The following is a 24998-nucleotide window of genomic DNA, read 5'->3' as shown; positions in this document are numbered from 1 at the left end:
GTGATCAGTTAATCAGTACAATCACTCTCTTATTTATATTTTTGAATTAATTATGATGAAGAGAACTAATCTCTGATCACTAATAACTAATCTCTATTCTTTCTCTACCTGCATGTAATTCAATTCAAGCGGCGTACGGCGCCCGAATATCTTTACCATTACTTTCAGTTTCTTTTTCTCTTCGTTCACCTCTTCAATAACACCACTGAAACCGTTGAATGGACCATCCATAACCTTTACGTTCTCGCCTACATAGTAAGGTACGTTCATGGTTTCGGCCTGGGTGGTCATTTCGTCAACCTTACCTAAGATACGATTAACTTCTGCCTGGCGAAGCGGGATAGCATTGCCGGCCTTATCGCCTAAAAAGCCAATAACGCTGTTGATGTTCTTGATAACGTGCTCAAGCTCACCATCCAACGCTGCTTCCATTAATACATATCCCGGAAAGTAGTTACGCTCTTTAGCGATCTTCTTTCCATCGCGCATCTGGTAATATTTTTCAGTAGGTATTAATACCTGTGGTACCAGGTGGCTGATGCCTAACCTGTTTACCTCTGCATCAATATACTGCTTTACCTTTTTTTCTTTACCACTAATTGCCCTAACTACGTACCATTTTAATTGCTCACTCATCTATGTTAGTATAAATTAGGTTAGTGAAGTATAAAACTGTTTAAGCAAATAGCCAATTATCTGATCCATACCGAAAATAAGAAGAGCAATGATCAGGGCTGCAACCAGTACCAAAACGGCGCTGTTCTGCAACTCTCTCCAGGTTGGCCAGGTTACCTTCTCGGTCAACTCGATGTATGATTCTTTAATATATTCAGCTACGCCTGCCATTTTATTATTCGCTTAAAGCACGGGAACAAGGATTCGAACCCTGATCAAAGGTTTTGGAGACCTCTATTCTACCATTGAACTATTCCCGTGTATGTAAATTTCTGCTTCCAGAAATTTATATGTTTTGCATATTGTGAATAAAGTACCGAGACCTTTGCCCCGGTACTTTACACAAAAATTAACCGTTAGCTATACCCATTTAAGGGTATGTATTGGATTATGCTAATATTTCAGTTACCTGACCAGCACCTACGGTTCTACCACCCTCACGGATAGCGAAACGAAGACCTTTTTCCATTGCGATAGCGTTGATCAATTTTACAGTGATGGTAACGTTATCACCTGGCATAACCATTTCTACACCTGGTTCAAGTGAAATTTCACCTGTTACGTCAGTAGTACGGAAATAGAATTGCGGACGGTATTTGTTGAAGAATGGAGTGTGACGGCCACCTTCTGCTTTTGATAATACGTAAACTTCTGCTTTGAAGTCAGTGTGAGGAGTTACTGAACCTGGTTTGCAGATAACCATACCACGACGGATATCAGTTTTCTCAATACCACGTAACAATAAACCTACGTTATCACCAGCTTCGCCACGGTCAAGGATCTTGCGGAACATCTCAACACCAGTTACGGTTGATTTCAAGTTCTCAGCACCCATACCCAGGATATCTACCGGCTCACCAGAGTTGATAACACCACGCTCAATACGGCCGGTAGCAACAGTACCACGACCAGTGATTGAGAATACGTCCTCAACTGGCATAAGGAAAGGAAGATCAGTCAAACGTGGAGGGATTGGGATGTAGCTATCTACGGCATCCATCAACTCCATGATTTTACCAACCCATTTTGCATCGCCGTTCAAGCCACCAAGAGCTGAACCTTGAATTACAGGGATATCATCACCAGGGAACTCGTAGAATGATAATAACTCACGAACTTCCATTTCAACAAGCTCTAACAACTCTGGGTCGTCAACCATGTCAACTTTGTTCATGAACACTACAAGTGCAGGTACACCTACCTGACGAGCCAACAGGATGTGCTCGCGAGTTTGTGGCATAGGACCATCAGTAGCAGCAACCACAATGATAGCACCATCCATCTGAGCAGCACCAGTAACCATGTTTTTCACATAGTCAGCGTGGCCCGGGCAGTCAACGTGCGCATAGTGACGGTTTGCAGTTGAGTACTCAACGTGAGCAGTATTAATAGTAATACCACGTTCTTTTTCTTCAGGAGCAGAGTCAATTGAATCAAATGAACGAGCTTCTGATAAACCTGCGTCAGCTAATACTTTGGTGATAGCTGCGGTAAGGGTTGTTTTACCGTGGTCAACGTGACCGATTGTACCGATGTTTAAGTGCGGCTTACTGCGGTCAAACTTTTCTTTTGCCATGATTTATTTTTGTTTGTAGGTTAATTTATTCTTAAAAATAATACTGTTAAGTATTTGAGCCAACAATGGGATTTGAACCCATGACCTCTTCCTTACCAAGGAAGTGCTCTACCCCTGAGCTACGTCGGCTTTTTTGCTGGGTTTGCAGTTTGTAATACACAGTTTGCGGTTCTTTAAAAAACGACCGCCAACTGCTAATTGCCAACTGCTCACTTTAACAAGAGCGGAAGACGAGGTTCGAACTCGCGACCTATAGCTTGGAAGGCTATCGCTCTACCAACTGAGCTACTTCCGCTTAAACCAGTTAGCAGTTCCCCGTTAACAGTTGGCAGCTAAACTGCTTACTGTAAACCGGAAACTGCATACTGAATTTTGTGGGGAGAGAAGGATTCGAACCTTCGTAGCCGAAGCAACGGATTTACAGTCCGTCCCATTTGACCGCTCTGGTATCTCCCCATTGTTATATTTCGGATTTATACTGCTCAATTGGAAGCTAAGCAACATATCTCCGAAATAAACAGAGCCTCCTATCGGGATCGAACCAATGACCTACTGATTACAAGTCAGTTGCTCTACCAGCTGAGCTAAGGAGGCTTATTTGTTTTTAACAACGCGTCACCGTTTCCGGCTGTAACATTATTAGAGATGCAAATATTTTTTTTTGCGCTATGTATTTCTTTTTAAAGAACCATTCCCTTTTTATGTTGAGAGATGTGTTTAAGACCTCTCCGAAAGGGATTGCAAATCTACAAAAAAATAAACCTGTGCAAAATATTTTTGCAAAAAAAATCGGCAGGCTATTCACCTGCCGATCCGGGCTCAATTTTCGCCCTCATATATGCTTATAAATCATCGCCTTCCGTAACAAGGGCTGCTTTTCGCGCAGCTTCGGCCGCAATTGATTTTTTAGTTTTATACTTTTCAATTTGTTTGCGAAGGCTCTCAACCGCCAGGTCGGTAGCTTCTTCAAAGGTCTTACACTGCTCTTTGGCAAACATTTGCACACCCGGGAGCGAAAGTTTAATTTCCGTTATCTTATTAGCCTCATCTTCTACGTTTTCCAACTTTAAATATACTTCTCCACTAATGATGTGGTCAAAAAAAGTTTCCAGCTTATCAGCTTTCTTCTGAATAAAATCAAGCAATTTTCTGTCTGCAGTAAAGTGAATAGATTGCACGGTGATTTTCATTTTTCCTCCTTTTTATGCCTTTGGATGGGCTTGTTTATAAATAGACTTTAATCGCTCAACTGAATTGTGTGTGTATACCTGAGTTGCTGCAAGGCTGGCATGGCCAAGTAATTCCTTTATGGCATTCAGGTCGGCGCCATTATTTAATAAAGTGGTGGCAAAGGTATGCCGCAGAATATGGGGGCTCCTTTTGTCCTGAATGGTGATATATGAAAGATACTTCTGCACTATTAAATAAATTAGCTTCGGATAAGCATCGGCTCCTTTATCTGTAACGACCAAGGTTAAAGAATTGTTATCAAAATTTTGATTTTTCTTTTTCTCACCGTACTGCTTTATCAAACTGATCAGCTCGGCGTTAAGGGGCACAATGCGCTGCTTGTTGCGCTTGCCCAGCACCTTTACGGTCTTATGATAAAAATCAATATCGGTTTCCTTTATATTCAGTAATTCGGCGAGGCGTATACCGGTACCAAAAAGCATTTCTATCACCAGCTTATCGCGCAGCCCCTTAAAATCATCTGTAAAATGGTGCTTACTATTATCAAGTAAATTTGTTAGCCTATCGCTGTCTACAACAACCGGGAGTATTTTGGGCACCTTGGGCGCAACCACACGGGCCGCAGGGTTTTGGGTAACACGGCCCAATGAAAGTAAGAACTTAAAATATTTGCGAAGAGTAACAATTTTGCGCCCAACCGTTCTGGGGCTCATTTGCTGGTCTATGAGGCTCACCATCCAGCCGCGTACCTGGTGGTGCGTAATATCCGCTGGCTGCAGAAATGCCGGCGGAGCATCTTCAGGGTTCAGATACAGAAAGAACTGTTGCAGATCATGCTCATAAGCGGTTACCGTATGTTGCGAGTAACGCTTCTCGTGCCGGATATGATTAATGAAAAGCTCTAAAAACATAAAAACTATTTGAACACCCAAGTGAATTGAATGTACAAATAGTTTTTTTATGCTGACAAGAAATTTGTAAAATTCTTTATCGAAAGAAAGAATTAAACAGTTTCCTGGTTTAAACCTTGTTTGTAGATGGCGTTTTTAACGACATGCCTGCGAGTAACAGATTTCTTTTCAAAAGCCTGACGACTACGTAGCTCTCTTAAGACACCAGTTTTCTCAAATTTCTTTTTAAAGCGTTTTAATGCTTTATCTAATGATTCTCCGTCTTTTACGTTGATAATGATCATAATCCCAAATACCTCCTTTCAGGGACGTCAAAGGTAGAGAAAAACTTTTAAATCTGAAATACAATAATTTATATTTTTTATCATGCGATACATACGCTTCAAAACCTACAGTTTCAATGGTTGCGGAGCACGCTTATCCGGTGGTAATGCCATAAACTTCTTGTAACTATCATTAATATAGGCCGCCATTGATTCGCGATTGTTACTTCTCAAAAATTTATAATCGGGCCTGTACATCGTCATGAAGTTTTCCAGGTCCTTGCCCTTTAATGGGACAATACTACCTACGTATGCCGGGCTAAACGCCTGGTCTATCTGCCGCTGCTCGGCCTCCGTCTGGAAGTATTTTTTTAACCTGCGCGCTTGTTTACCTTCTTTGCTAAACCATGTAGAAGGCGAAAAAACATATACCTTACTTTTTTCATAAACCTCCGGATACTCAGCTCTTGGGTTAAAATCAGGCCGTTTGGCTGTGATGTTCACCTCGCTCAGCTTAATAAACTGCGTAGACATGTTAATACGCTTTGGCCGCATATCAATTACATAAAGTGTATCGGCCGTGTAACCCGGAGAGTTAAATATAAGGATATGCCCGGGAGCGGTTTCTATTTCAAAATTCCCCTTTTTATCGGTGATGGAAACCTTGCGGGTATTATTATCCCTGATGAATACGTTACCAAGGCGGGTACTTGAGCCGTCCTCATAAACCGTTCCTTTCAGGGTGGTTTGTGCCATAGCTGTAATAGAGGCAACGGATAGGATGTAAACAAGCAGCAACAGACGTTTCATGGTTTAAGATATTAGTAAATTTAAAACCTTTGTTTTAACCCAAAGGTTTGCCTGCATGTGTAAAAAGCAATAAAAAACCCGGCTTTTAGGCCGGGTTAATATATATTATTATTTCTTCCAAACGTTATTGTCCGTATTATAATCAGGTGAGGTTTTGTCAGGGTCAACCGTTACTGACTGTATCTCCTCAGTTGACGGGAATTTAGCCATGAAGCTGTTGTTACGTTCCCATATCTCAACCGGCAGGGTTAAGCGTTGTACTTTACCGCTAACGGTTTTAACTTCAAGCGTAACCGGGAAAGGCATTTTATCGAGGTTATCCAGCGTGATCAACGCGCCTTTTGATGGGTCGTTGTTAATGTATTTCACATCGCGCACCCCTATATCCAGCCTCCAGTTATTTACAAACCAGCCTCTCCAGAACCACTGCAGGCTTTCGCCGCCTACATTTTCCATAGTACGGAAAAAGTCGTCAGGTGTAGGGTGTTTGAAAGCCCAGCGCGCAACATAAGTGCGGAAAGCATAATCAAAGCGCTCGGGACCTAAAATGGTTTCGCGCAGCATAGTTAAGCCCATGCCCGGTTTAAAGTATAACAATATACCATTGTTCATTTCCTTTAAGTTCTCGGGGTTGCTCATCACCGGCTCCAGTTCAGGGCGGGTAAGATATGCGCCTACTTTCTGCATATCCATTTTTTTATTGGCATACTCGCCATTATTAAAATCGGCAGTGCTTAAAGTATTGATAAAGGTATTAAAGCCCTCATCCATCCAGCCGTAAAGGCGCTCGTTTGAGCCTACGATCATCGGGAACCAGGTATGGCCAAACTCATGGTCGTTAACTCCCCAAAGAGAGCCTTTGGTAGATTTCCAGCTACAGAACACGATGCCGGGGTACTCCATACCACCAACCACGCCGGCAACGGCTGTAGCGGCTGGATAAGGATACTCAAACCATTTTTTTGAATTAAATTCTATAGATTTCTTTACATACTCGGTTGAGCGGCCCCAGGCATTATTACCATTGCTCTCAACAGGGTAAGCAGATATAGCGGTAGATTTCTTACCGCTTGGCAGATCCATCTTAGCCGCGTCAACAATAAACGCTGCGGATGATGCCCACGAAGCATCGCGGGCGTTCTTGATTCTAAAGCGCCAGGTAAGTTCTTTTTTACCAGCCGGGCGCGATGCCGGGTTGGTTACTTCATCGGCAGAACGAATAATTACCGTTTGCTCGCTCTTTTCGGCAGCAGCCCAGCGCTTCATTTGCTCGGGAGTATATACTTCCTGCGGGTTAAGCAACTCGCCTGATGCGAATACGATATGATTAGCCGGAGCGGTGATATTAATATCAAAATCACCATACTCCAGGTAAAATTCACTTGGGCCGGTGTAAGGCAGCATGTTCCAGCCCTGTACATCATCATAAACATACATGCGCGGGTACCATTGAGCCACGGTATATATTTTACCGTTCTTGGTGTCCTGTATACCGGTACGGTCTGAACCGTATTGAGGCACTATGAAAGAATAATCGATAGCCAATTTTATCTGGCCACCATTTGGAGCTACACCCTGTGGCAAAAATATCTGCATACGGGTATCGTTGATGGTAAATTTCAATTCGGGGCCACCAACCAGTTTTACAGATTTAATAGTGTAACCACCTTGTGAAAGATCGCCACGGCCTCCATTACGGCTGCCTGATGGCGGGATGATAGCCTCACCGCGAGAACCTTGCTTAAAAAGGTTTTGGTCTAACTGCATCCATAAAAAATCCAGCTTTTGGGGGCTGTTGTTGGTATAATTTAATACCTCTGAACCTGTTACCTCGTTGGTTTGATCGTTAAGCCTGGCATTTAACTGGTAATCAGCACGGTTTTGCCAGTATTTCGGCCCCGGCTGCCCATCAGCCGCACGAAACTCAGAACCATTTTTAGTGTAAAAAAATGGCGCGAAGGCGTCGTGATAATTGTAGTTGCTTACAGGTGCCTGAGCGTTGGCCATATTGGTAAAGGCCAGTGCCGCCAGCATCCCACCGGCAATGAGTTTCAATTTCATAATTATTTAGTGATTTAGTAAAAACAAAGAGCAAGTATACACAATATACCCTTGTGTAACTTACCAAAATACAAGTGTAATAAGTAATTTACCTCGCAAGCTTATGGGGAATTAACCTGCCTTGATTATTTTAAATGCTCCGCATACACCTGCTCATCAAAACCAAAGAAAAGGAAGCCATTTTTCTCTATTACCGGCCGTTTGATCATGCTGGTTTTCTCCTGCAGTAACTTAAGTGCGTCTTGTTTGGTCTTGATGCTTTCTTTCACTGCCGAATCCAGCTGTTTCCAGGTGAGGCCATGCTTGTTCAAGAATTTTTCATACCCGGCCTTGGCATCCCATTCTTCTAACTTTTCGGGGGTAACGCCCAGCTTTTTAAAATCATGAAACTCATATGCTACATGATTGGCCTTTAACCAGTCGAGCGCTTTTTTTACTGTATTGCAATTGGTTATTCCGTATACCTTCATGCCGCTAAAATATTAATTTTTAGCGCCGCCTGATGTATCGTCATTATTTATTCCGCGCTTATTCTTTTTTATTTCAGAGCTTAGCTTGCCGAATTTATAATTGAAGCCAATGGCAATGGCCCTGAAGTTTTGGTAATTGTAAGAAAAGTTACTAAAAGCATCGGTACGGGTGTAAAAATCAAGCTTTATATACTTACTGAAAGGGCCGTTTGCATAGAGCCATATGTTGGCCTTTTTATTTAAAAACTCTTTAGAAGCGCTAAAGCCATAGCCCAGATAGTAATTATCTTTACCCTGCAGCAATACATACCGGCTGTCGAAACCTACGTTAACCCCTACCCTGTAGCCATTATCAAATTTGTAGCTGCTATTGGTAAACACATGGCCCTGGTAGCCGCTATTGGTAAAAAATTCGTTGTTATACGTTCCCTTTAACCAAACTCGTAGCAACTCGGCATTAACATTTACGTTAAACTTAGGGGTAATAGGATAATTCCAGCTTACATCGAGCCCGAGGTTTTTGTTTTTACCCACATTGGCGTAGGTAGTGGTGGTAACCGTACCATTTACGCTGGAAAGGTTCTGAATAGTGTTGTTAGCGAATGAGTAGCTTAAGCTCACATTTAATGATCCTTTGGCAAAGTTGCCATAACTAAGTTCAAAGTTATTGTTTACCGCAGGGCGCAGGGCCGGGTTACCGGTACTGATGAATTTGGTGTTGGTACTATCAACAAATGGGTTTAATTGATATATGCCCGGGCGTTGTATACGCTGTGTAAAACCAAAAGTTACGCTGCTGTTCTTTAATGAACGCTGCATAGAAAAGGATGGCACTACATTATTATATGACTGGTCGAGGTTGGTGTTGGTTGATGTAAAATTGGCATCAATTGCCGTACGCTCGTACCTGGCACCTGCTTTAAAGGTCCATTTAGTAAATTTGAGGGTATATGAGTTATATACGCTATAAATATTCTGATGATAATCAAAATCATTAGTTTGCCCGCTATTAGTATAATTACCTAAGGCATCCTTAATATCGGTATGGAACATACTATAGTTTTGCCGGTTGATCATTTTTCCGCCGGCTTCAATATTCAGCTTTTTAAGTGGCTGCACATAGTCCAACTGCGTGGTATGCTCCCTGGCTCCTGCATTGTTGGATTGCCTGAAATCGGCCGTATTACCCGGCGACACAAAATTGAGTGAATTACTGGAGTTGTCGCTGTATTTGTACGAAGCTGTAAGCAGCTGCTCTTTGTTAGCCTTAAAACCTAACTGGTAATTAAGGCCAAAGTCGGTACCACGATTGGTACCTTCCCCGTTATTGATAGTAGTATAGCTGTTGGCAATACCCGCGTTGGTTTCTGTGGTATATTGGGTTGAGCCGCTTTGGTTGGAGCCCTGGTAATAGTTAAACGTGCCGGTAAGCAGGTTTAAGCTGTCAGCTTCAAAACTTAGTTCGGTACTTACATAATTATTATTACCCGTACTATAACGGTTACCATTTTGCATTACAGACGATGGTTGCTGCAAGAAATCAGTCTGGTTGTAAAAATCAGTAGGGCGTTTTGGCCTGTGCCCGGTACCGGCAAAACCGCTTATACCAAACTTTCCCTTTTTCACGGTAAGATTTATGTTAGCACGAGGGCCCCAGATACTGTTATAATTTAAGTTTACCGAGCCATTATAACCCTCATCCCCTTTCTTTTGTGTGATAATATTTATAATACCGGCTAAACCCTCCGCATCGTATTTGGCAGGCGGCGTGGTAATCACTTCTATCTTAACAATATTGGTACCCGGCATGGCCTTTAAGATATCAGAAGGGTTGCGGGCCATCAGTGCCGACTCTTTACCATTCAACAGTATCTTATAATTGCCGCTTCCGCGCAGCTTGATGTTATCACTGCCATCAACTGATAGTAGTGGCACTTTACGGATCATATCCAGCGCGGTAACTGTTTTTGCCTCCGGGTCGGCCTGTACATCATAGCTGAGGCGGTCAACTTCCTGTTTCATCAGCGGCTTGGTTGCTACCACCGAAACCTCCTTTAGCTGGTTGTGGGTTGGCGCAAGCAATATCCTGCCAACATCCGTTATTTTTTTATCGCCTGCTATGCTGATAACTTTTGTTGCGTAGCCCATGTAAACCAAAGCCAGTTTGTAAGGCTTTTGCGGCAGGCCGGCAAATTCAAAAGTACCATCATCTTTAGAAAGCATGCTTTTTACCGGAGCATTGCTGCCTGCATCGGTTAAAGCCACGGTAACGTAGCTTAAAGGCTTGTTGGCTGCTGAATCAATTACCAAACCCTTTACCGTAAAATTTTGAGGAGAAGATTGCGCGAAGCTTAGTATGTAACACATACAGCCTAACACAACCAGCAGGAGCTTTTTCATTTAATAGTTTAGGTGATAAGACGCAAACTGGCATGCGTCTGTTGCACCAAAGCTATTGTTATTACTACTATTTATATTGTAACAAAAACGCTACTTGTTAAACTTAGTCATGGTAAGCTCGGTACCTATGGTGGCAAAGCTTTTTACCATTTCTATAGAACGATCAATAAGCGCGGGTAACTCGGGTTTCTCGGCATCATCAAACCCACTCAGCACATAGTCTACCTGCCGGCCTTTCGGGAAGTTATCACTAATGCCGAAACGCAGTCGCGCATATTCATTGGTACCCAAAACCGCTTCAATATTTTTTAAACCGTTATGCCCGGCAGCACTCCCTTTAGGTTTGAGGCGCAGCGTACCAAGCGGCAAGGCCAGGTCATCTACTATCACCAGCACATTTTGCAGCGGTACTTTCAGCTCCTTCATCCAATGGTTAAGGGCTTTACCACTCAGGTTCATATATGTAGTGGGTTTTATTAGGTGCAGAGTACGGCCCTTATGGTTTACTTCCGTGTAATAAGCCAGGCGCATGTTATAAAATTTAGCGTTTTCCTGCCTGGCGTATTCATCCAGCACCATAAAACCGATATTATGCCGGGTATCGGCATATTCGGGCCCGATATTGCCCAAACCAACTACTAAGTATTTCATACTCCCCTGGCTCCTGTTAACGGGAGCTGCTTTTAAATATTTACTAAAATAGGGCCTTGTACCCATAAGGCGCAAAAGTAATAAAATTAGGCCTTGCTTGCTTTATCCTTTAATTTGGTATTAACCACGCATGAGTCAAAAATAAAAGCATAAAAAATGGCCGGAAGAAATTCCGGCCATTGGTGTCTTTGCAGATCGCTTTTTTATTTATTGCCCGGGTTGCTGCTGTTGTTGCAGCAGGCTGCCGAACTTGTTACTGTATTCTTTGAGTTGTGCCTCCAGCTTGGCAGAAAGCGTACTTTGCTTAAATTCCTTTGTTGATTGCGCCAGGCTATTCAGCAATGAAAGAGAAAGCTGAATCTCACGCATATTAAGGCTGTTATCTCCTTTTTGGTATATGCTATAATTATATTGCAGGGTACTCATCACATAATCATCTATAGCGTTTACCTGCTTGCCGGCCATGTCATTTTCGCCCAGGCTGTAAAGCGTTTCTACCATGTAGTATTTCCGTATGGCAATTTCAGACGAATTGATAGTAGTAGGCATTACATCATCATACTTTTTAAGCGCGTTCTTGGCCAGATCGCGGTGCCCTTCCTTTAACAGGTTATCAGCCAGGGTTGAGTAAAGGCGGCTGATCAATGGATAAAAAAGCGTGATGGACTCATGATCGAGATAACGGGCATTCTTAAAATTGCCGTACTTGTACTTATTCACCATGTTGTTGTACATGATCAGCGTGTTGCTGTTCTCCTGCGCGGCACGTGCGGTATCCGGTTTGTATGGCATCAGGCGGTATGAGAAACCTTCGCTGTAAAGGTATTTATCCAAACCCATCATGTTATCGCTTGGCACGGTGGTAGCAAAATAAATAGGTCGTTTCCAGTTATTATGAGCGATGATATCCATCATGGCCAGGTTATCCTTAGTAACATATTTACCCGGATAAGTCCAGTCCATTTCTGGCACAATGCGGCCTTTTTGATCGGCCGGCACACTTCCTGCCTTAACTACCTCATCGGCATTTACGGTTAGTTTAAAGTTTTTAGTAGGCAGATAGTTGGCATTCTCACCGCTCTGGTACTGCACCATCGCGTTAGCGTTATCAGATGTAATAAAGTCAAAAATATCCTTCAGCTCAACCGGTCCGCTTATTTTACTATCGTTATAATAGATCACATCGCGCACACCTGCCTCAAATTTCTTATCAGGCATGGTTATCGGCAACGGTGCGGACTCGTTCATTTTGGTCTTCATCTGGCGGATGTACCAATCAGTACCCAATAAGCTCAGGTTAACAATACGCACATCCGGTCTAACACCTTCTACTTCCTGTATATACCAAAGCGGGTAAGTGTCGTTATCGGCATAAGTAAACAAAATAGCGTTTGGCGCGCATGAATTAAGGTAATTATAAGCCATATCATGCGGGGTAAGCTTGGTAGAACGGTCATGATCGTCCCACTCCTGGCTGGCCATCAATACTGGTGCTGCAAGCAAGCCAACCGTTGTAGCGATAATGGCACCTGTTTTCGCGTTGATCTTTTTGCTCAATAGATCAGCTATGAACAGCACCCCAAGCCCTATCCATATGGCAAAAGCATAGAACGACCCGGCATAAGCGTAATCACGCTCGCGTGGCTGCAACGGGTCCTGGTTAAGGTATAGCACAATGGCCAGGCCTGTAAAAAAGAACAACACGGTTACTACGCCGGCATCGCGCTGATGGCGCTTGAAATGATAGAACACACCCAGCAAACCAATAATGAGCGGCAGGAAAAATAAACGGTTATAAGATTTGCTTTCGGTAACTGTTTTAGGAAGTATCTTACCAAAGTTGAAACCGCTTAACCAGCTGCCGTCAGGCCCCTGGTTCATTTGCCCGTCCATATCATTGGCGCGCCCCACAAAGTTCCATAGAAAATAGCGCGTATACATTTGGGTAACCTGCCAGCTGAGAAAAAAGCCCAGGTTAGTAGCCATTGTAGGGTGTTCTTCCGGGCCAAGATTGCTCCACATCCTGTAAAACTCCGGATGCTGCGGCTTTTGGCTAAACATGCGCGGGAATAAGGTATTACGATCGTATATAGTGGTTATCTTTTTACCGGCCTCTTCATACTTAGTATCACCGCGGCGATAGATGATAGCACCTTCTTTTTGATCGATAGGTTGCGCGTCAAAGAAGTTACCATAAAGTAATGGTGTTTCGCCATACTGGTCGCGGTTAAGGTAGCTGTTAAGGGCAAAAGCATCCTCAGGATCGCTATTGTTAAGATTAGTGCCTGCTTTTGCACGGATCACGATCATTACAAATGAGCTGTAACCGAACATGATGAACACCGCGCAGATGAGCACCTGATTTAATATGGAGCGCTGCGTACGAACTTTTAAAACATATTCTAAGAGAGCCAGTATAGCTACACCGGCAATAAGGCCAATGATACCGGCGCTAAAGCCCAATAATAATAGAAAGCAGGCAATAGCTAACCAAAGGAAAGTTTTGTTAGCATTAATGGTATAGATGATACCAAATGCCAGCGCGCCCGTAACCAACAGGTAAAATATAATGGCACCGGTATTAAAGCCCATGCCCAGTGTGTTTACAAACAACAGATCTGAAAAAGCGGCGCCTTTAACTGTAAACTGAATAACTCCCCAAAGGATAACGGCTACAGTTATACATCCTAAAATAAAATAGCCGATTGTTCCTTTTGTAGAAACGCTTTTTGCCCTGCGAAAATAGATCACCAGCGCTATGGCAGGTATAACCAGCAGGTTTAGCAAGTGTATACCGATAGATAAACCCATTACATAAGCAATAAAAACGAGCCATTTATCGGCACGGGGCTCATCTGCGTGAGCTTCCCATTTAAGTATAGCCCAGAATACAATAGCGGTGCAAAGCGATGATTGGGCGTAAACCTCAGACTCTACCGCCGAAAACCAGAAAGTATCAGAATAAGTATAGGCTAACGCGCCAACTAAACCGGCTCCCATGATCAGGATGGTTTTAGTAACGTCAATCTCCTCATTGGCTTTCACCAGTAACTTTTTGGCCAGCGCCGTAATGGTCCAGAACAGGAACAATATAGTAGCGCCACTTGCCAATGCCGACGCGAGATTGGTAAAATAAGCCACCTTGGTGTTATCGCCCATAGAAAGGAGCGAGAAAACCTTACCTATCATGGTAAATAAAGGCGCACCCGGCTGGTGGGCCACCTGCAGGCGATAAATACAAGCTATAAATTCGCCGCAATCCCAAAAGCTGGTTGAAGGTTCAAGTGTTAAAATGTAAGTGATGCTGGCAATAATACCGGCCGCCCAGCCCACGATATTGTTTATCTTCTTATAGTTCATGCTGATTTTACTGTACATCAGGTTTAAGCAGCCGAAATTAGTAAAAACATCAGTATATATAACTTAAAACCTAAAAGCTTAACAATTTTTAACGGATTATGAGGCAGTTATCTTCATGTGCTATATTTTTTCATTTTTTGCTTTTGACTTGTAAAAAATCGTCTTATATTTGCATTCCTTTTCGGGGAGATACTCAAACCAAAGGAGATTGCCTGATAGTATAATGGTAGTACGACGGTTTTTGGTACCGTTTGTCTTGGTTCGAATCCAGGTCGGGCAACAATAAAGTTTCGGATTTCGGATTTTCAGATTTGCTTAAACGCGCTGGAAATATGAAATCCGAAATTTTTTTACGGGGTTGATATTAATGATGATCGCCGGTTTACATTTCGCAAACCGTTTATCTGAAATATAAAATCAAAAAATGCCTTTACAGTTTAATACAGTTAAGCTATTTGCCGGTTCGGGTTCAACCGCCATTGCTAAAGCCATTGCCACATCATATGGCAAAGAGCTTGGACAAGTAGCTGTTTCGCGTTTCAGCGACGGCGAATATCAACCGCACTTTGATGAGTCTATCCGCGGCTGCGATGTATTCCTCATCCAGTCAACCAACCAGCCTACCGATAACTTAATGGAGCTGTTAATGCTGGTAGATGCCGCGCGTCGCGCGTCAGCCCATTACATTACCGCGGTTATCCCGTATTTTGGTTTGGCAAGGCAGGACAGGAAAGATAAGCCACGTGTGGCTATTGGCTCAAAACTGGTAGCTAACCTACTGGTTGCAGCAGGTATACACCGTATTATGACGATGGACCTGCACGCCGCGCAGATACAGGCTTTTTTTGATGTACCGGTAGATCACCTTGATGCTTCTATCATATTTGTACCATACATTAAAAGCCTTGGTTTAGAAAACCTAACCATTGCCTCGCCTGATATGGGCGGATCATACAGGGCACGTAGCTTTGCCAAGTATTTTAATGCAGAGGTGGTAATTTGCGATAAACGCCGCAAGCGCGCCAACGAAATCGAGAGCATGACCGTTATTGGTGATGTAACCGACCAGGACATTGTACTGATAGATGATATATGCGATACCGCTGGTACACTTGCAAAGGCCGCAGGCCTGATCATGGAGCGCGGCGCACGTTCGGTAAGGGCGGTTTGTACGCACCCGGTATTATCGGGTAAGGCCTACGAAACCATCGAGAATTCGGCCCTGACTGAACTGATAGTTACCGATACTATACCGCTTAAACAGCAAAGTAATAAGATAAAGGTACTATCAACTGCAGACCTGTTCGCGAAAGCGATCATGAACGTAAACGAGCATGGCTCAATAAGCCAGCTGTTCAGAATAGAATAAAGGCTGCAGTCGGAAGTCAGCAGTCTTAAGAAGAATACTAAACCCTCGTGAGAGGCTAAAGACATCCGTACCAATGGTGGTACGGTAATTAAATAAACAAATGAAATCAATTGCTATTAGCGGTTCTCCAAGAGAGAACGTAGGGAAAAGAGACGCTAAAGAACTGCGTTACCAAGGCTTAGTGCCTGCAGTACTTTACGGTGGTGCTACCCAGACCCACTTTGCAGTGTCCGCAGCTGATTTGAGAGCCGTAATTTACACTCCGGTTGTTCATTTCATCGACATTGAAGTTGCAGGTAAAAAAACTCAGGCTATTATTAAGGATACACAATTCCATCCTTTAACTGAGCAACTGTTACACATCGACTTTTTAGAGTTAGATCAGAACAAACCGGTAACTATCGAGATCCCAGTTAAATTAACCGGTACTTCTCCGGGTGTTAAAGTGGGTGGTAAATTAGTGCAGAAATTACGTAAGCTACGTGTTAAAGCTCTTCCGAAAGATCACCTTGATAACATTGAAGTGAGCATTGAAGAACTGGAAGTTGGTAAATCAGTACGTGTTGGCGATATCAAAATCCCTAACCTTACTATCACCAACGCACAGGAAGACACTATCGTTTCGGTAACTACTTCACGTGCGCTGCGCCAGGCAGAACAAGAAAGCAGAGGTAAATAATTATCCCAGCTCCTTGTAAAGGAATGAAAAAGCGGTGACCATGTGGTTACCGCTTTTTTTTGCATTGATATAGCTCAAATTATGCTTGTAACATTCATACACGTTACATTATCTAACAAGCATGAAAACTATCTGCCTTGCCATATCACTTGCAATATCGCTTGTTGCCAGTGCGCAAACCAAAACCACCATTGTAGATTCATTGATACATCGCAGCAACCGCATTGGCGTGTTTAAAGGCAATGTACTGGTAATGGATAAGGGAAAGGTAATTTACAAAGCCGCTATCGGCTATACCGATGCTACAGAAAAGCAAACCCTCACTACAGCTTACCGTTTCCATATTGGCTCCATAGCCAAAGAGTTTAATGCCGTAGCCATTATGATGCTGAAGGAACAGGGCAAGCTCAGCATCGATGATAAAATATCTAAATATCTCACCGGGCTTCCGGCCTGGGCAGACAAGATTAGCATTAAAAATCTGCTGCAGTATACCAGCGGTTTGCCTAACCTTAAATGGGGCGAATTAAAATCTGATGGAGAAGCTATGGCAGCTCTAAAGAAATTTGATAAGCTCGATTTTGAACCGGGCACCCAGTATGCCTATAACAATAGCAATACTTTATTGCAAAGACAGATCATTGCCGAAATAACCGGCAGCAGTTTCGCAGAGTTTGTAACGAATAAAATGCTCAAACCATGCGGCATGAGCAATTCCATAGTAGACCCTACCGATGAACCTCTGGTAGCTCGGTCATACAATAACGCCAGGGTACAGTCGCCTATGGCATATCCAATTACCGGCTGGACCGCGGTTACCCTGGATGATTTTTACAAATGGGAAAAAGCTTTGGAAAGCTTTAAACTTATTAATCCGCAGTCTACCCGCGAGATACTTACACCTTTTTCGCCCGGCAAACAATGCGGTTTAGGCGGCGGCACTATGGATGGTGAAAAGCTAATTTATCATCAGCATGATGGTACCGCTCTTAACTACCAGGCATTATTGACGGCTTACCCGGCCCGGGGCCGAACTATTATACTGCTCACCAACAATAAGCAAAACACGCTTTACGATGTTAATAAAGCCATTGAGGATATATTGGATGGCAAACCTTATCAGCAGCCTAAAAAATCGGTGCTTAATGACTTCGCCAGGCAATTGGATAGCTTGAACGGCAACGAGATCATACCGTGGTATAATCATCTAAAAAGCAAATACGCAACTGAATATGGTTTTGACAATGAATCATCATTAAATATGATAGGATACTATTATAAAGGGAAAAACCGTATTGATGATGCTATTACGGTATTTAATTACAACACGCAACTGTTTCCCAAATCGGGCAATGTATATGATAGCCTTGCCGATGCCTACAACGCTAAAGGGGATAAAGAAAAAGCGCTGCTTAACTATAAACGATCTGTTACGCTGGACCCGAATAATGAAATGGCGAAGAAGATAATTGAGGAGTTGGAGAAGAAATAGCTTTTATTAGTTGGCGCCCTAATTTGGCGAGTGATATATTTCCCGGCGTTTATAGGCACTTGAAAGATTCTTAGCTATAGCTCGAATGAGCAGCGTCAAAAACAAAAAAAGCGGCTTGATGCCGCGTTCCTGTAATATTATAAAAGACTATTCCTCGACTACCCCCATGCTGCAGAACTTATCAATACGTTCTGTAACCAGCTCATCAATATTGCGCTCACTAAGCGCTTTAAGGTCTTTAAGTAATTGTTTTTTCAGTGTAGCTGCCATAGCAACAGGGTCCTGGTGCGCGCCGCCAAGTGGTTCTTTTATCACCCCGTCAATCAACTTGTTCTTTAACATCTCGGTTGAGGTAAGCTTAAGCATTTCTGCTGCGCGCTCTTTTTGCTCCCAGGTCTTGAACAGGATGGTTGAACAGTTCTCCGGCGAGATAACCGAATACCATGAGTTATCCAACATCATCACCTTGTCGCCTATACCTATACCCAATGCACCACCAGAAGCACCTTCGCCTATAATAACGCAGATGATGGGCACTTTAAGCACCGCCATCTCTAACAGGTTGCGGGCAATAGCCTCGCCTTGTCCGCGCTCTTCGGCTTCCAGGCCAGGGTATGCTCCGGGCGTATCTATCAGGGTAATGATCGGCTTGTTAAATTTCTCGGCCATTTTCATTAGCCTTAAAGCTTTACGGTAACCTTCAGGGTTAGCCATACCAAAATTACGGTACTGGCGTTCTTTTGTGTTACGGCCTTTTTGATGACCAATAAACATAGCGGTTTGGCCGTTCATGGTACCCCAACCACCAATAATAGCTTTATCATCGCCTACGGTACGGTCGCCATGCAATTCAATAAAGTCATCGCACATCAGTTCCAGGTACTGTAAGGTATATGGGCGCTCAGGGTGGCGCGATATCTGTACCTTTTGCCAACCGGTAAGGTTTTGATATATCTCTTTCTGTGCCTCGTGCAATTTAGCTTCCAGTTCAGCTATGGTGGCAGACATGTCAAGCTTGTTCTTCTCTTCAACCTGCTTAACCTTTTCAATCTGTCCCTCTATCTCAGCAAGAGGTTTCTCAAAGTCAAATGTGATCTTCATACAATTTTCCCGCCGCTAAATTAAAAAATTCAATCGGCATATTATTTAATTATGAAATTTTCAAACACTTACTGTGTGTAAACCAGTAATAAATTTTAAGGTTTTTATCACCTTATTACTCTACCTTCATCACCTTAGTTCGCTTGCTTATACCATTCTCATTAAAGGCTTCTATCTGGAAATAGTATGTCGTATCCTTTTCCATGCCATTAAAATAGTACTCGTTAGCGTTGTAAACCATAATATTATTGTACAATTTATCCGGTGCTACGCCCATGTAAATAGTATAACCAACAGCGCCATCCGTTTGCTGCCAGCGCAGCCAGGAGTTTCTGCTCTCGGCCTTGCCGCGTAAAACGATGAAGTTCTTAACGGTATCGGGCACCGCCCCCGCTCCTTTTCCAAACGCCCTGAACCCTGATAAGGCAAACTTTCCGGTAGGCATATGCAGGTTGGTTATCTTTAAGAAGCGTGCTTTAACCGGCGTTTTCAACTCCACATAATCATGCGGCACATCTGTTTTATTCTTGCTTTTGTCTACAATGGTGCGCCATGTTTTACCATCATTAGAGGCTGTTATTTTATACTGATGATAAACGCCTAAAGATTTGCCCATAAATGTAGCATCCTGATCTGCATAGTTAATTTGGATAGCACGCACTGTACTTACATCGCCCAGGTCGGTTTGCAGCCATTCGCCGGGGTTGGCTGTTTTGGCGCTCCAGTAGGTTTTGATATCTTCATCAACTGCCAGGTTGGGCACATAAGCACCCAGGGTTGATGATACCTGTACAGGCTTATTGTAGTTCAGCAGCATCCAGCCGGTAAAGTTGCCGTTCTTTACATGATCTTCTTTACCATTAGGCAGGTAATGCGGGTAATCTCCGTAAGATGTATTGGTGAACAGTGTGCCATCGGCATCAAAGCCGGCAGGCCAGAAACCAATGCGGCGCTCAAAGTTGTTCTTTACATCAATAACCATGGTGGAGATATGCCAGTAATTGCCAAACTTATCAGCCCAGGTTGCACCGTGGCCGGCCCCCTTGGCGAAGCCGCCCGGTTTATAACTGAACGGGTTATGCTTTTGATAAGTGAACGGCCCCAAAGGTTTATCACCCACATAAACACCATCGCCGTAGCCACGGCCTTCGGTACCCGGGGCAGCATATTGCAGATAGTACTTGCCATTATGCTTGTTCATCCAGCCACCTTCCATAAACCCGGTCAGGAAAACGTTATCATTATTTTCGCCGAAACGCTCCCAGCCATGCTGCTGCCAATCCAGTTTGATCATTTCCTTTTTAGGGCCGATGGGGTCAAACGTTTTACGATCTATCTCCTGCCCGTACATTGGCAATGTATTGCTACTACCGTGGTAGATATAAACCCGCCCGTCATCATCCGCAAACAAACCCGGATCCCAAGCCCCTACTTTAAAGTAATCTTTGGCCGCCTTCCAGGTATCGGTACGCGGGTCGGTACTCATCCAAAGCGTAAAATCTTTATTGTAGGTTGAGCCGATCACCAGCAAGGTATCGCCCAGAACCAAGGTACCCGGCGCGCATAGCTCATCGCCCTGCACTTCGTTGTAAGGCCTCACAAACTTACGCGACACAAACTTCCAGTTCAGCATATCGGGACTCCACCAGTAACCAAACTGGTTAGTGCTAAAAAGGTAATAGTTACCTTTAAAAAGCGTCATGGTTGGGTCGGCGGTAGCGCGATGCTTACCCCATGCCGCGAAGTTGGCAAAAGGCGTATATCCATAATCAAGATTTAACGGGTTGCAGTAGGTTAAACGCTTCTGTGCCGATACCTGCAGTGCAAGCAACACTAAAACAATGGTGAATATGCGAGATCTCATAGGCGGAAGATTGGTATGGCACAAATATACAACAATATGTTTCGGCCTTTGGCATGAGCAGCTTGGTTAACTACTTATGAATACTGATCTGACACCTGGAATTATAATTACAAAAAACGCCGGGAAGTCAACTTCGCGGCGTTTCTCGCATTTACATCAATGGGATTGGTATCCCAATTGTTTCATCCTTATCCCCAGCACTTATCCTTACACACATGGTCAACATTTACAATCATCATGCCATTACATGGCATCGTTATTAATTAACTACTAATGTAGCAATGGAGTGCGGCTCGCTCACTGTTTTTGCTGCCCAGCCTTTGATCCATAAACGGTATTCGATCCGCTCATCAGTACGGTTCATTACCACCACAGCGATCTTGCCATCAGGGTTAAGATAAGCTGTACTTAAAAGTTTATCTCGGCTTGGCGAACTGGCTATACGTTTAGCGCCGGGGCGAATGTATTTAGAAAAGTGACCAATATAATAGTAGGCGTTAGTGTAAAGTAACTGGCCGCTGCGGGTATCAGCGTGTACAGGCGCGAAACAGAAATTACCTACATGGTTAGGTCCGCCTTTTTCGTCAAGCAGGATGTTCCAATCTGTCCAGGCTACGGTACCGCCATTAAAATCATTGATCATGGATAATCCGTAGCGTTCGCCAAGACTCCAGTCGTCTAAACGGCTAAAGTCAAACTTTTCTACACAGCCCTCTGTAAAAACGAGGTTCTTGTCGGGGAAAGCCTGGTGTGTTAAGCGCACGCTCTCAAAATTTTGCCCGGCGCCTGTCCAGGTTTCATACCAATGGAAGCCTATCCCCCAAACATATTTTGCGGCGGCGGGGTCTTCCAATACGGTGCTGGCGCGCTGGTACAGCAGGTCGCGGTTATGATCCCATATGATAAGTTTTTTGCCGCCAAGCCCATTTTTTGCTAATACCGGGCCCAGGTGATTTTTAACAAAATCGCGTTCTTCCCCGGCCGTGTAATTGCATGATTCCCATGTTTGCGTTGCCATAGGTTCGTTTTGTACCGAAAGGCCCCAAACAGGAATACCCATTTTTTCATAGGCATTAATAAACTTCACATAAAAGTTGGCCCAGCTTTGAGCATACTCCGGTTTAAGGTGGCCTCCGTGCAGTACATCGTTGTTGGTTTTCATGAACGCAGGCGGGCTCCACGGCGAAACAAAAATGGGCAGTTTACCACCAGCTTCTTTGATAGCCGCTTTAATGAACGGAATGCGGTATTGCTTATCGTGAGCTATATTAAATGTAGATAAACCTTTATCGCTGTTACTTACATAACTGTAGCTGCTGCTGCTAAAATCACAACTTTGTATAGTAGTACGGCCAAAACTGTAACCTATACCATTGCTACTGTAGTATGCCGATAATAATTCCTCCTGCTTATCTTTCGGCAGTTTATAAAAAGTTTCCGCGGCGGCATCAGTAAGCGCGCCACCTATGCCCAACATAGTTTGGAATTTTTTATCCGGGTCAACAAATACCACTGTTTCCGTTTCAGGCGGCTGGGCTTCTGTTTCAAACTTAATTTCGCCTGCCGGTGCAAGGCGTTTGCTGGAGCCTTTTTCTGTTACAAATACTTTAACCGTTCGGTTGGCAGCAGAATACGAAGCCTGCTTTTGCGATACACGCTGGCCAAAGCTGTTAGCCGACACACCGAGCAGCAAAGCCACGAGTAGTTTTTTGTTCATGCTGAATATATAATTTAGTGAATTAATTGGTTGCGTTTATAACACGTATTGTGCCCAGCCATAATAGCGCGTTTAATATCAATTGATCTTCAACAGGGTTACCAAATGTATGTGAAAGATCCTTATTGGTATGATGCTCGTAATCAATATCATTATGGCCCATGTTTAAGTAAACCATCTTATAATTTTTGTTGGTCCATACTACCGGGTAATAACCGCTATGCCATATTTCATTGGGCTTGGGGCCGGTGCCTAAAGGAAAGCTTACCGGATCAATAGAAGCCAATATTTTAATGTTGGGATTTTTGGTCAGGTCTTTTTCCCAGCGATACCACTCGTTGGGTTGTGCTTTAAAGGTGGCAGGCAGGTCACGCATAACCGGGTGCATTTTGTCTTCCACCTTTAAGATGGCCGAGGTTGGCCGCCAGGTATTACTGCCATATTGCCCCGAGCCCAAAAACTCATTATGGTACCAATCCCAGTTGGCGGGTACCGCGGAGTTGTTAAGTGCGAATGCCGAGAAGTGAAAACCCATCCAGCCGCCGCCATTTTTCATGTACCGTTCAAAGGCTGCCCGCTGCGCGGGGTCTTCCGGCCGGGTATCCAGGAAAATAACCACCTGGTAGTTTTTCAGAAATGCATCATTAAGGTTACCCCAGTTGGATGTTGTATCAAACCTGAAATTGTATTTTTTAGCCATAGCGGGGAACCATTTGGTGGCCTCATGCAAAAAGCTGATGTGCGCCTGGTCTTCCTTACCTGTATAAAATCCTATCACTTTAAACCGTGGCTCAACGGCCATTCGTTTTTGAGCAAATGCGCAATTTAAAAAGCACAGGCAGAACAGGCCAAAGAGGGCGGCTTTTATGTAAGCGGTCATAATGTTGGGTTTAAACTGGTTTCTGAAAAAGCTAATTTAAAAACATATAGTGTACTTTTTACATACACACGATTTTATTTATCGGCCGGGCATATTTGGCCTAAGCTTTGCGCCTGCTATATTCATGAAAATAGAAATTGAAATTACCCCGGAGCAAATACAACATTTACTTGAGATGACCCAACAGGATAGGTTAATGGAAACGGTATACCAACAGCTTAAAGACGGGGCCGCGAACGCGGACGACTCACAAAAAGGTGAAGTACCTGCACCGGGCGATAACACCATTATCAGGCGTAGTGAGTAAAAGGCGCTTTTAATCTTGCAATACTAATTGTCGGTAAAGTTTGTCAATGGCATCTTCACCATCTATACAAAAGCCCGGGTGTACTTTAGAAGTTTGCACCACCGTGCTTCGCGTGGCTGTTAACCACCTAAAGCGTGATGGAGCATCCAGCTCTCCTATCGGCCCGGCGCCTTTGCCCCCCTGTGCTATTTTTTGAAAGGATAGTAGATTCTTTTCTACCACATCAATATCTAAGTCTTTTGAAAAAGCGTGCAGCCTATCCCGGTCAATATGATAGCGCATCTGCAGAAATTTCTGTTTGGCACAATACAATATCACGCCCACATTGATAAACTCTTCACGTTCTACCCTGGGTACTACCCTGATAACGGCATACTCAAATAAATGTCTGTCTTGCATTTTCGGCTTCCTTTACAAATATTTCTGAGTTGGCTATGCGGTTGTTGAGGAATTTGGCATATACCTGCCGCTGATCGTCCTCTGTTTCAAATGAGCGGTCGGTTAGCCAGTCATTGGGTATAATGGATACGATGGCATTAATAATATCCGGAGTCAGGATTGCTTTAAAAGCTTTATCTACCTCCTGCAATTGTGTGGCTCTTTTGATCAGTACATGGTCTTTTATCTGCACAAACGGGCGCAGTGACTGCTCCTCCCAGTTATCCATACTGTGATGAAAATACAGGGCTGCGCCATGGTCAATGAGCCATAGCTCACGGTGCCAAACAAGCATATTGGTATTGCGCGGGGTACGGTCGACGTTGGTTAGTAAAGCATCAAGCCAAACTATTTGCGAGGCCAGTAATTCATCCACCTCGGTAACCGTGGGATCAAAGGTGATAGCGCCTGATAAGTAATGCAGTGCCAGGTTTAACCCTACACTAAACTTAAGCAGGTCTTGTATTTCCTCATCCGCTTCGGTACGGCCAAAAGCCTCATCCAAATTCACAAAAACCAATTCCGGAATGCGAAAACCTAACTTGCGGGCTATTTCGCCACCAATCAGTTCTGCTATAAGCGCTTTGGGCCCTTGCCCCGCCCCGCGGAATTTTAACACATATAAAAAACCATCATCCGCTTCGGCAATGGCCGGCAACGATCCTCCTTCACGCAAAGGGGTTACATAACGGGTAACATTAACCGTTCGTAATGCTGGTGGTAACACTGTTGTAGACATGTTGCGGCTAAGATATGAAATTAAGATTGCCCTTTAACATCAGT

General features: G+C 43.7%; 22 protein-coding genes and 6 tRNA genes. 5 read left to right on the top strand and 23 right to left on the bottom strand.

The genetic code is table 11. From position 1 onward, the window contains the following. Positions 1-93: 93 nt before the first annotated feature. The 17 genes from nusG to CKK33_RS07590 form a co-directional block, all read right to left on the bottom strand. Entirely contained in the window at positions 94-636 is a 543-nt protein-coding gene (gene nusG / locus CKK33_RS07675; RefSeq protein WP_095703539.1) for a transcription termination/antitermination protein NusG, read from the bottom strand. Positions 637-651: 15 nt separating this feature from the next. Next, a complete protein-coding gene (gene secE / locus CKK33_RS07670; RefSeq protein WP_095703538.1) occupies positions 652-846 on the bottom strand; it encodes a preprotein translocase subunit SecE in 195 nt (64 codons plus the stop codon). Between the two features lie 18 nt (positions 847-864). Continuing rightward, positions 865-935, bottom strand: a tRNA-Trp gene (locus CKK33_RS07665). A gap of 128 nt (positions 936-1063) precedes the next feature. After that, positions 1064-2251 carry an elongation factor Tu gene (gene tuf / locus CKK33_RS07660; RefSeq protein WP_095703537.1) on the bottom strand — a complete coding sequence of 396 codons (1188 nt, stop codon included), beginning with the start codon at positions 2249-2251 and terminating at the stop codon, positions 1064-1066. 57 nt (positions 2252-2308) lie between these two features. Beyond that, positions 2309-2380 (bottom strand) — tRNA-Thr (locus CKK33_RS07655). 93 nt (positions 2381-2473) lie between these two features. Then, positions 2474-2546: transfer RNA gene (locus tag CKK33_RS07650), tRNA-Gly, on the bottom strand. 80 nt (positions 2547-2626) lie between these two features. Further along, positions 2627-2707, bottom strand: a tRNA-Tyr gene (locus CKK33_RS07645). A gap of 65 nt (positions 2708-2772) precedes the next feature. Continuing rightward, positions 2773-2845, bottom strand: a tRNA-Thr gene (locus CKK33_RS07640). A 248-nt stretch (positions 2846-3093) separates the two neighbouring features. Next, entirely contained in the window at positions 3094-3441 is a 348-nt protein-coding gene (hpf, locus tag CKK33_RS07630) for a ribosome hibernation-promoting factor, HPF/YfiA family (protein WP_095703535.1), read from the bottom strand. 12 nt (positions 3442-3453) lie between these two features. Beyond that, positions 3454-4353, bottom strand: a complete 900-nt coding sequence (locus tag CKK33_RS07625) for a tyrosine-type recombinase/integrase (RefSeq protein ID WP_095703534.1) — start codon at positions 4351-4353, stop codon at positions 3454-3456. A 92-nt stretch (positions 4354-4445) separates the two neighbouring features. Next, positions 4446-4637 carry a 30S ribosomal protein S21 gene (gene rpsU / locus CKK33_RS07620; protein WP_095703533.1) on the bottom strand — a complete coding sequence of 64 codons (192 nt, stop codon included), beginning with the start codon at positions 4635-4637 and terminating at the stop codon, positions 4446-4448. A gap of 105 nt (positions 4638-4742) precedes the next feature. After that, on the bottom strand, positions 4743-5426 hold the full coding sequence (locus CKK33_RS07615) for a hypothetical protein (RefSeq protein ID WP_095703532.1): 684 nt from the start codon (positions 5424-5426) through the stop codon (positions 4743-4745). A 108-nt stretch (positions 5427-5534) separates the two neighbouring features. Continuing rightward, the gene (locus CKK33_RS07610) at positions 5535-7487 is read right to left on the bottom strand and encodes a M1 family metallopeptidase (RefSeq protein ID WP_095703531.1); all 1953 of its coding nucleotides are present in this window, start codon (positions 7485-7487) and stop codon (positions 5535-5537) included. 125 nt (positions 7488-7612) lie between these two features. Beyond that, positions 7613-7957, bottom strand: coding sequence for a Spx/MgsR family RNA polymerase-binding regulatory protein (locus CKK33_RS07605; RefSeq protein ID WP_095703530.1), 345 nt, complete (start codon positions 7955-7957; stop codon positions 7613-7615). Positions 7958-7969: 12 nt separating this feature from the next. After that, positions 7970-10357: an outer membrane beta-barrel family protein gene (locus CKK33_RS07600; protein WP_095703529.1), complete on the bottom strand. Its 2388-nt coding sequence runs from the start codon at positions 10355-10357 to the stop codon at positions 7970-7972. A 90-nt stretch (positions 10358-10447) separates the two neighbouring features. Then, positions 10448-11008, bottom strand: a complete 561-nt coding sequence (gene pth / locus CKK33_RS07595; RefSeq protein WP_095705784.1) for an aminoacyl-tRNA hydrolase — start codon at positions 11006-11008, stop codon at positions 10448-10450. A gap of 207 nt (positions 11009-11215) precedes the next feature. After that, entirely contained in the window at positions 11216-14368 is a 3153-nt protein-coding gene (locus CKK33_RS07590) for a DUF2723 domain-containing protein (protein ID WP_095705783.1), read from the bottom strand. 209 nt (positions 14369-14577) lie between these two features. On the opposite strand from CKK33_RS07590, the gene CKK33_RS07585 reads away from it, so the two are divergent. The 4 genes from CKK33_RS07585 (at position 14578) to CKK33_RS07570 (ending at position 17908) form a co-directional block, all read left to right on the top strand. Then, a tRNA-Gln gene (locus CKK33_RS07585) sits at positions 14578-14648 on the top strand. A gap of 144 nt (positions 14649-14792) precedes the next feature. Beyond that, positions 14793-15737 (top strand): ribose-phosphate pyrophosphokinase, encoded by a 945-nt coding sequence (locus tag CKK33_RS07580; RefSeq protein ID WP_095703528.1) that lies wholly within the window; start codon positions 14793-14795, stop codon positions 15735-15737. 100 nt (positions 15738-15837) lie between these two features. Then, positions 15838-16416, top strand: coding sequence for a 50S ribosomal protein L25/general stress protein Ctc (locus tag CKK33_RS07575; RefSeq protein WP_095703527.1), 579 nt, complete (start codon positions 15838-15840; stop codon positions 16414-16416). Between the two features lie 121 nt (positions 16417-16537). Further along, complete coding sequence (locus CKK33_RS07570) at positions 16538-17908, top strand: serine hydrolase domain-containing protein (protein ID WP_095703526.1); 1371 nt, start codon at positions 16538-16540, stop codon at positions 17906-17908. A gap of 147 nt (positions 17909-18055) precedes the next feature. Here CKK33_RS07570 and CKK33_RS07565 read toward each other — a convergent pair whose 3' ends face one another. The 4 genes from CKK33_RS07565 to CKK33_RS07550 all read right to left on the bottom strand — a co-directional run bounded on the left by CKK33_RS07565 (position 18056) and on the right by CKK33_RS07550 (position 23470). Then, positions 18056-19009: an acetyl-CoA carboxylase carboxyltransferase subunit alpha gene (locus CKK33_RS07565; protein WP_095703525.1), complete on the bottom strand. Its 954-nt coding sequence runs from the start codon at positions 19007-19009 to the stop codon at positions 18056-18058. A gap of 115 nt (positions 19010-19124) precedes the next feature. Next, a complete protein-coding gene (locus CKK33_RS07560; RefSeq protein ID WP_095703524.1) occupies positions 19125-20873 on the bottom strand; it encodes a family 43 glycosylhydrolase in 1749 nt (582 codons plus the stop codon). A 259-nt stretch (positions 20874-21132) separates the two neighbouring features. Further along, positions 21133-22590: a glycoside hydrolase family 30 beta sandwich domain-containing protein gene (locus tag CKK33_RS07555; RefSeq protein ID WP_095703523.1), complete on the bottom strand. Its 1458-nt coding sequence runs from the start codon at positions 22588-22590 to the stop codon at positions 21133-21135. A 22-nt stretch (positions 22591-22612) separates the two neighbouring features. Beyond that, positions 22613-23470, bottom strand: coding sequence for a ThuA domain-containing protein (locus CKK33_RS07550; RefSeq protein WP_095703522.1), 858 nt, complete (start codon positions 23468-23470; stop codon positions 22613-22615). Between the two features lie 124 nt (positions 23471-23594). Here CKK33_RS07550 and CKK33_RS07545 point away from each other — a divergent pair, with 124 nt between their 5' ends. Next, positions 23595-23777, top strand: coding sequence for a hypothetical protein (locus CKK33_RS07545; protein ID WP_143822925.1), 183 nt, complete (start codon positions 23595-23597; stop codon positions 23775-23777). Between the two features lie 9 nt (positions 23778-23786). Here the strand turns inward: CKK33_RS07545 and CKK33_RS07540 are convergent, their stop codons facing one another. Next, positions 23787-24176, bottom strand: a complete 390-nt coding sequence (locus CKK33_RS07540; protein WP_095703520.1) for a DUF3037 domain-containing protein — start codon at positions 24174-24176, stop codon at positions 23787-23789. After that, positions 24154-24954 carry a HipA family kinase gene (locus CKK33_RS07535; RefSeq protein WP_095703519.1) on the bottom strand — a complete coding sequence of 267 codons (801 nt, stop codon included), beginning with the start codon at positions 24952-24954 and terminating at the stop codon, positions 24154-24156. The genes CKK33_RS07540 and CKK33_RS07535 overlap by 23 nt, the downstream gene beginning before the upstream one ends. Positions 24955-24998: the final 44 nt, after the last annotated feature.

Source organism: Mucilaginibacter sp. MD40, from assembly GCF_002288635.1.
Classification (GTDB): domain Bacteria; phylum Bacteroidota; class Bacteroidia; order Sphingobacteriales; family Sphingobacteriaceae; genus Mucilaginibacter.
Note: the sequence above shows the minus strand (reverse complement) of the source record. Positions and strands in the feature narration are given on the sequence as shown.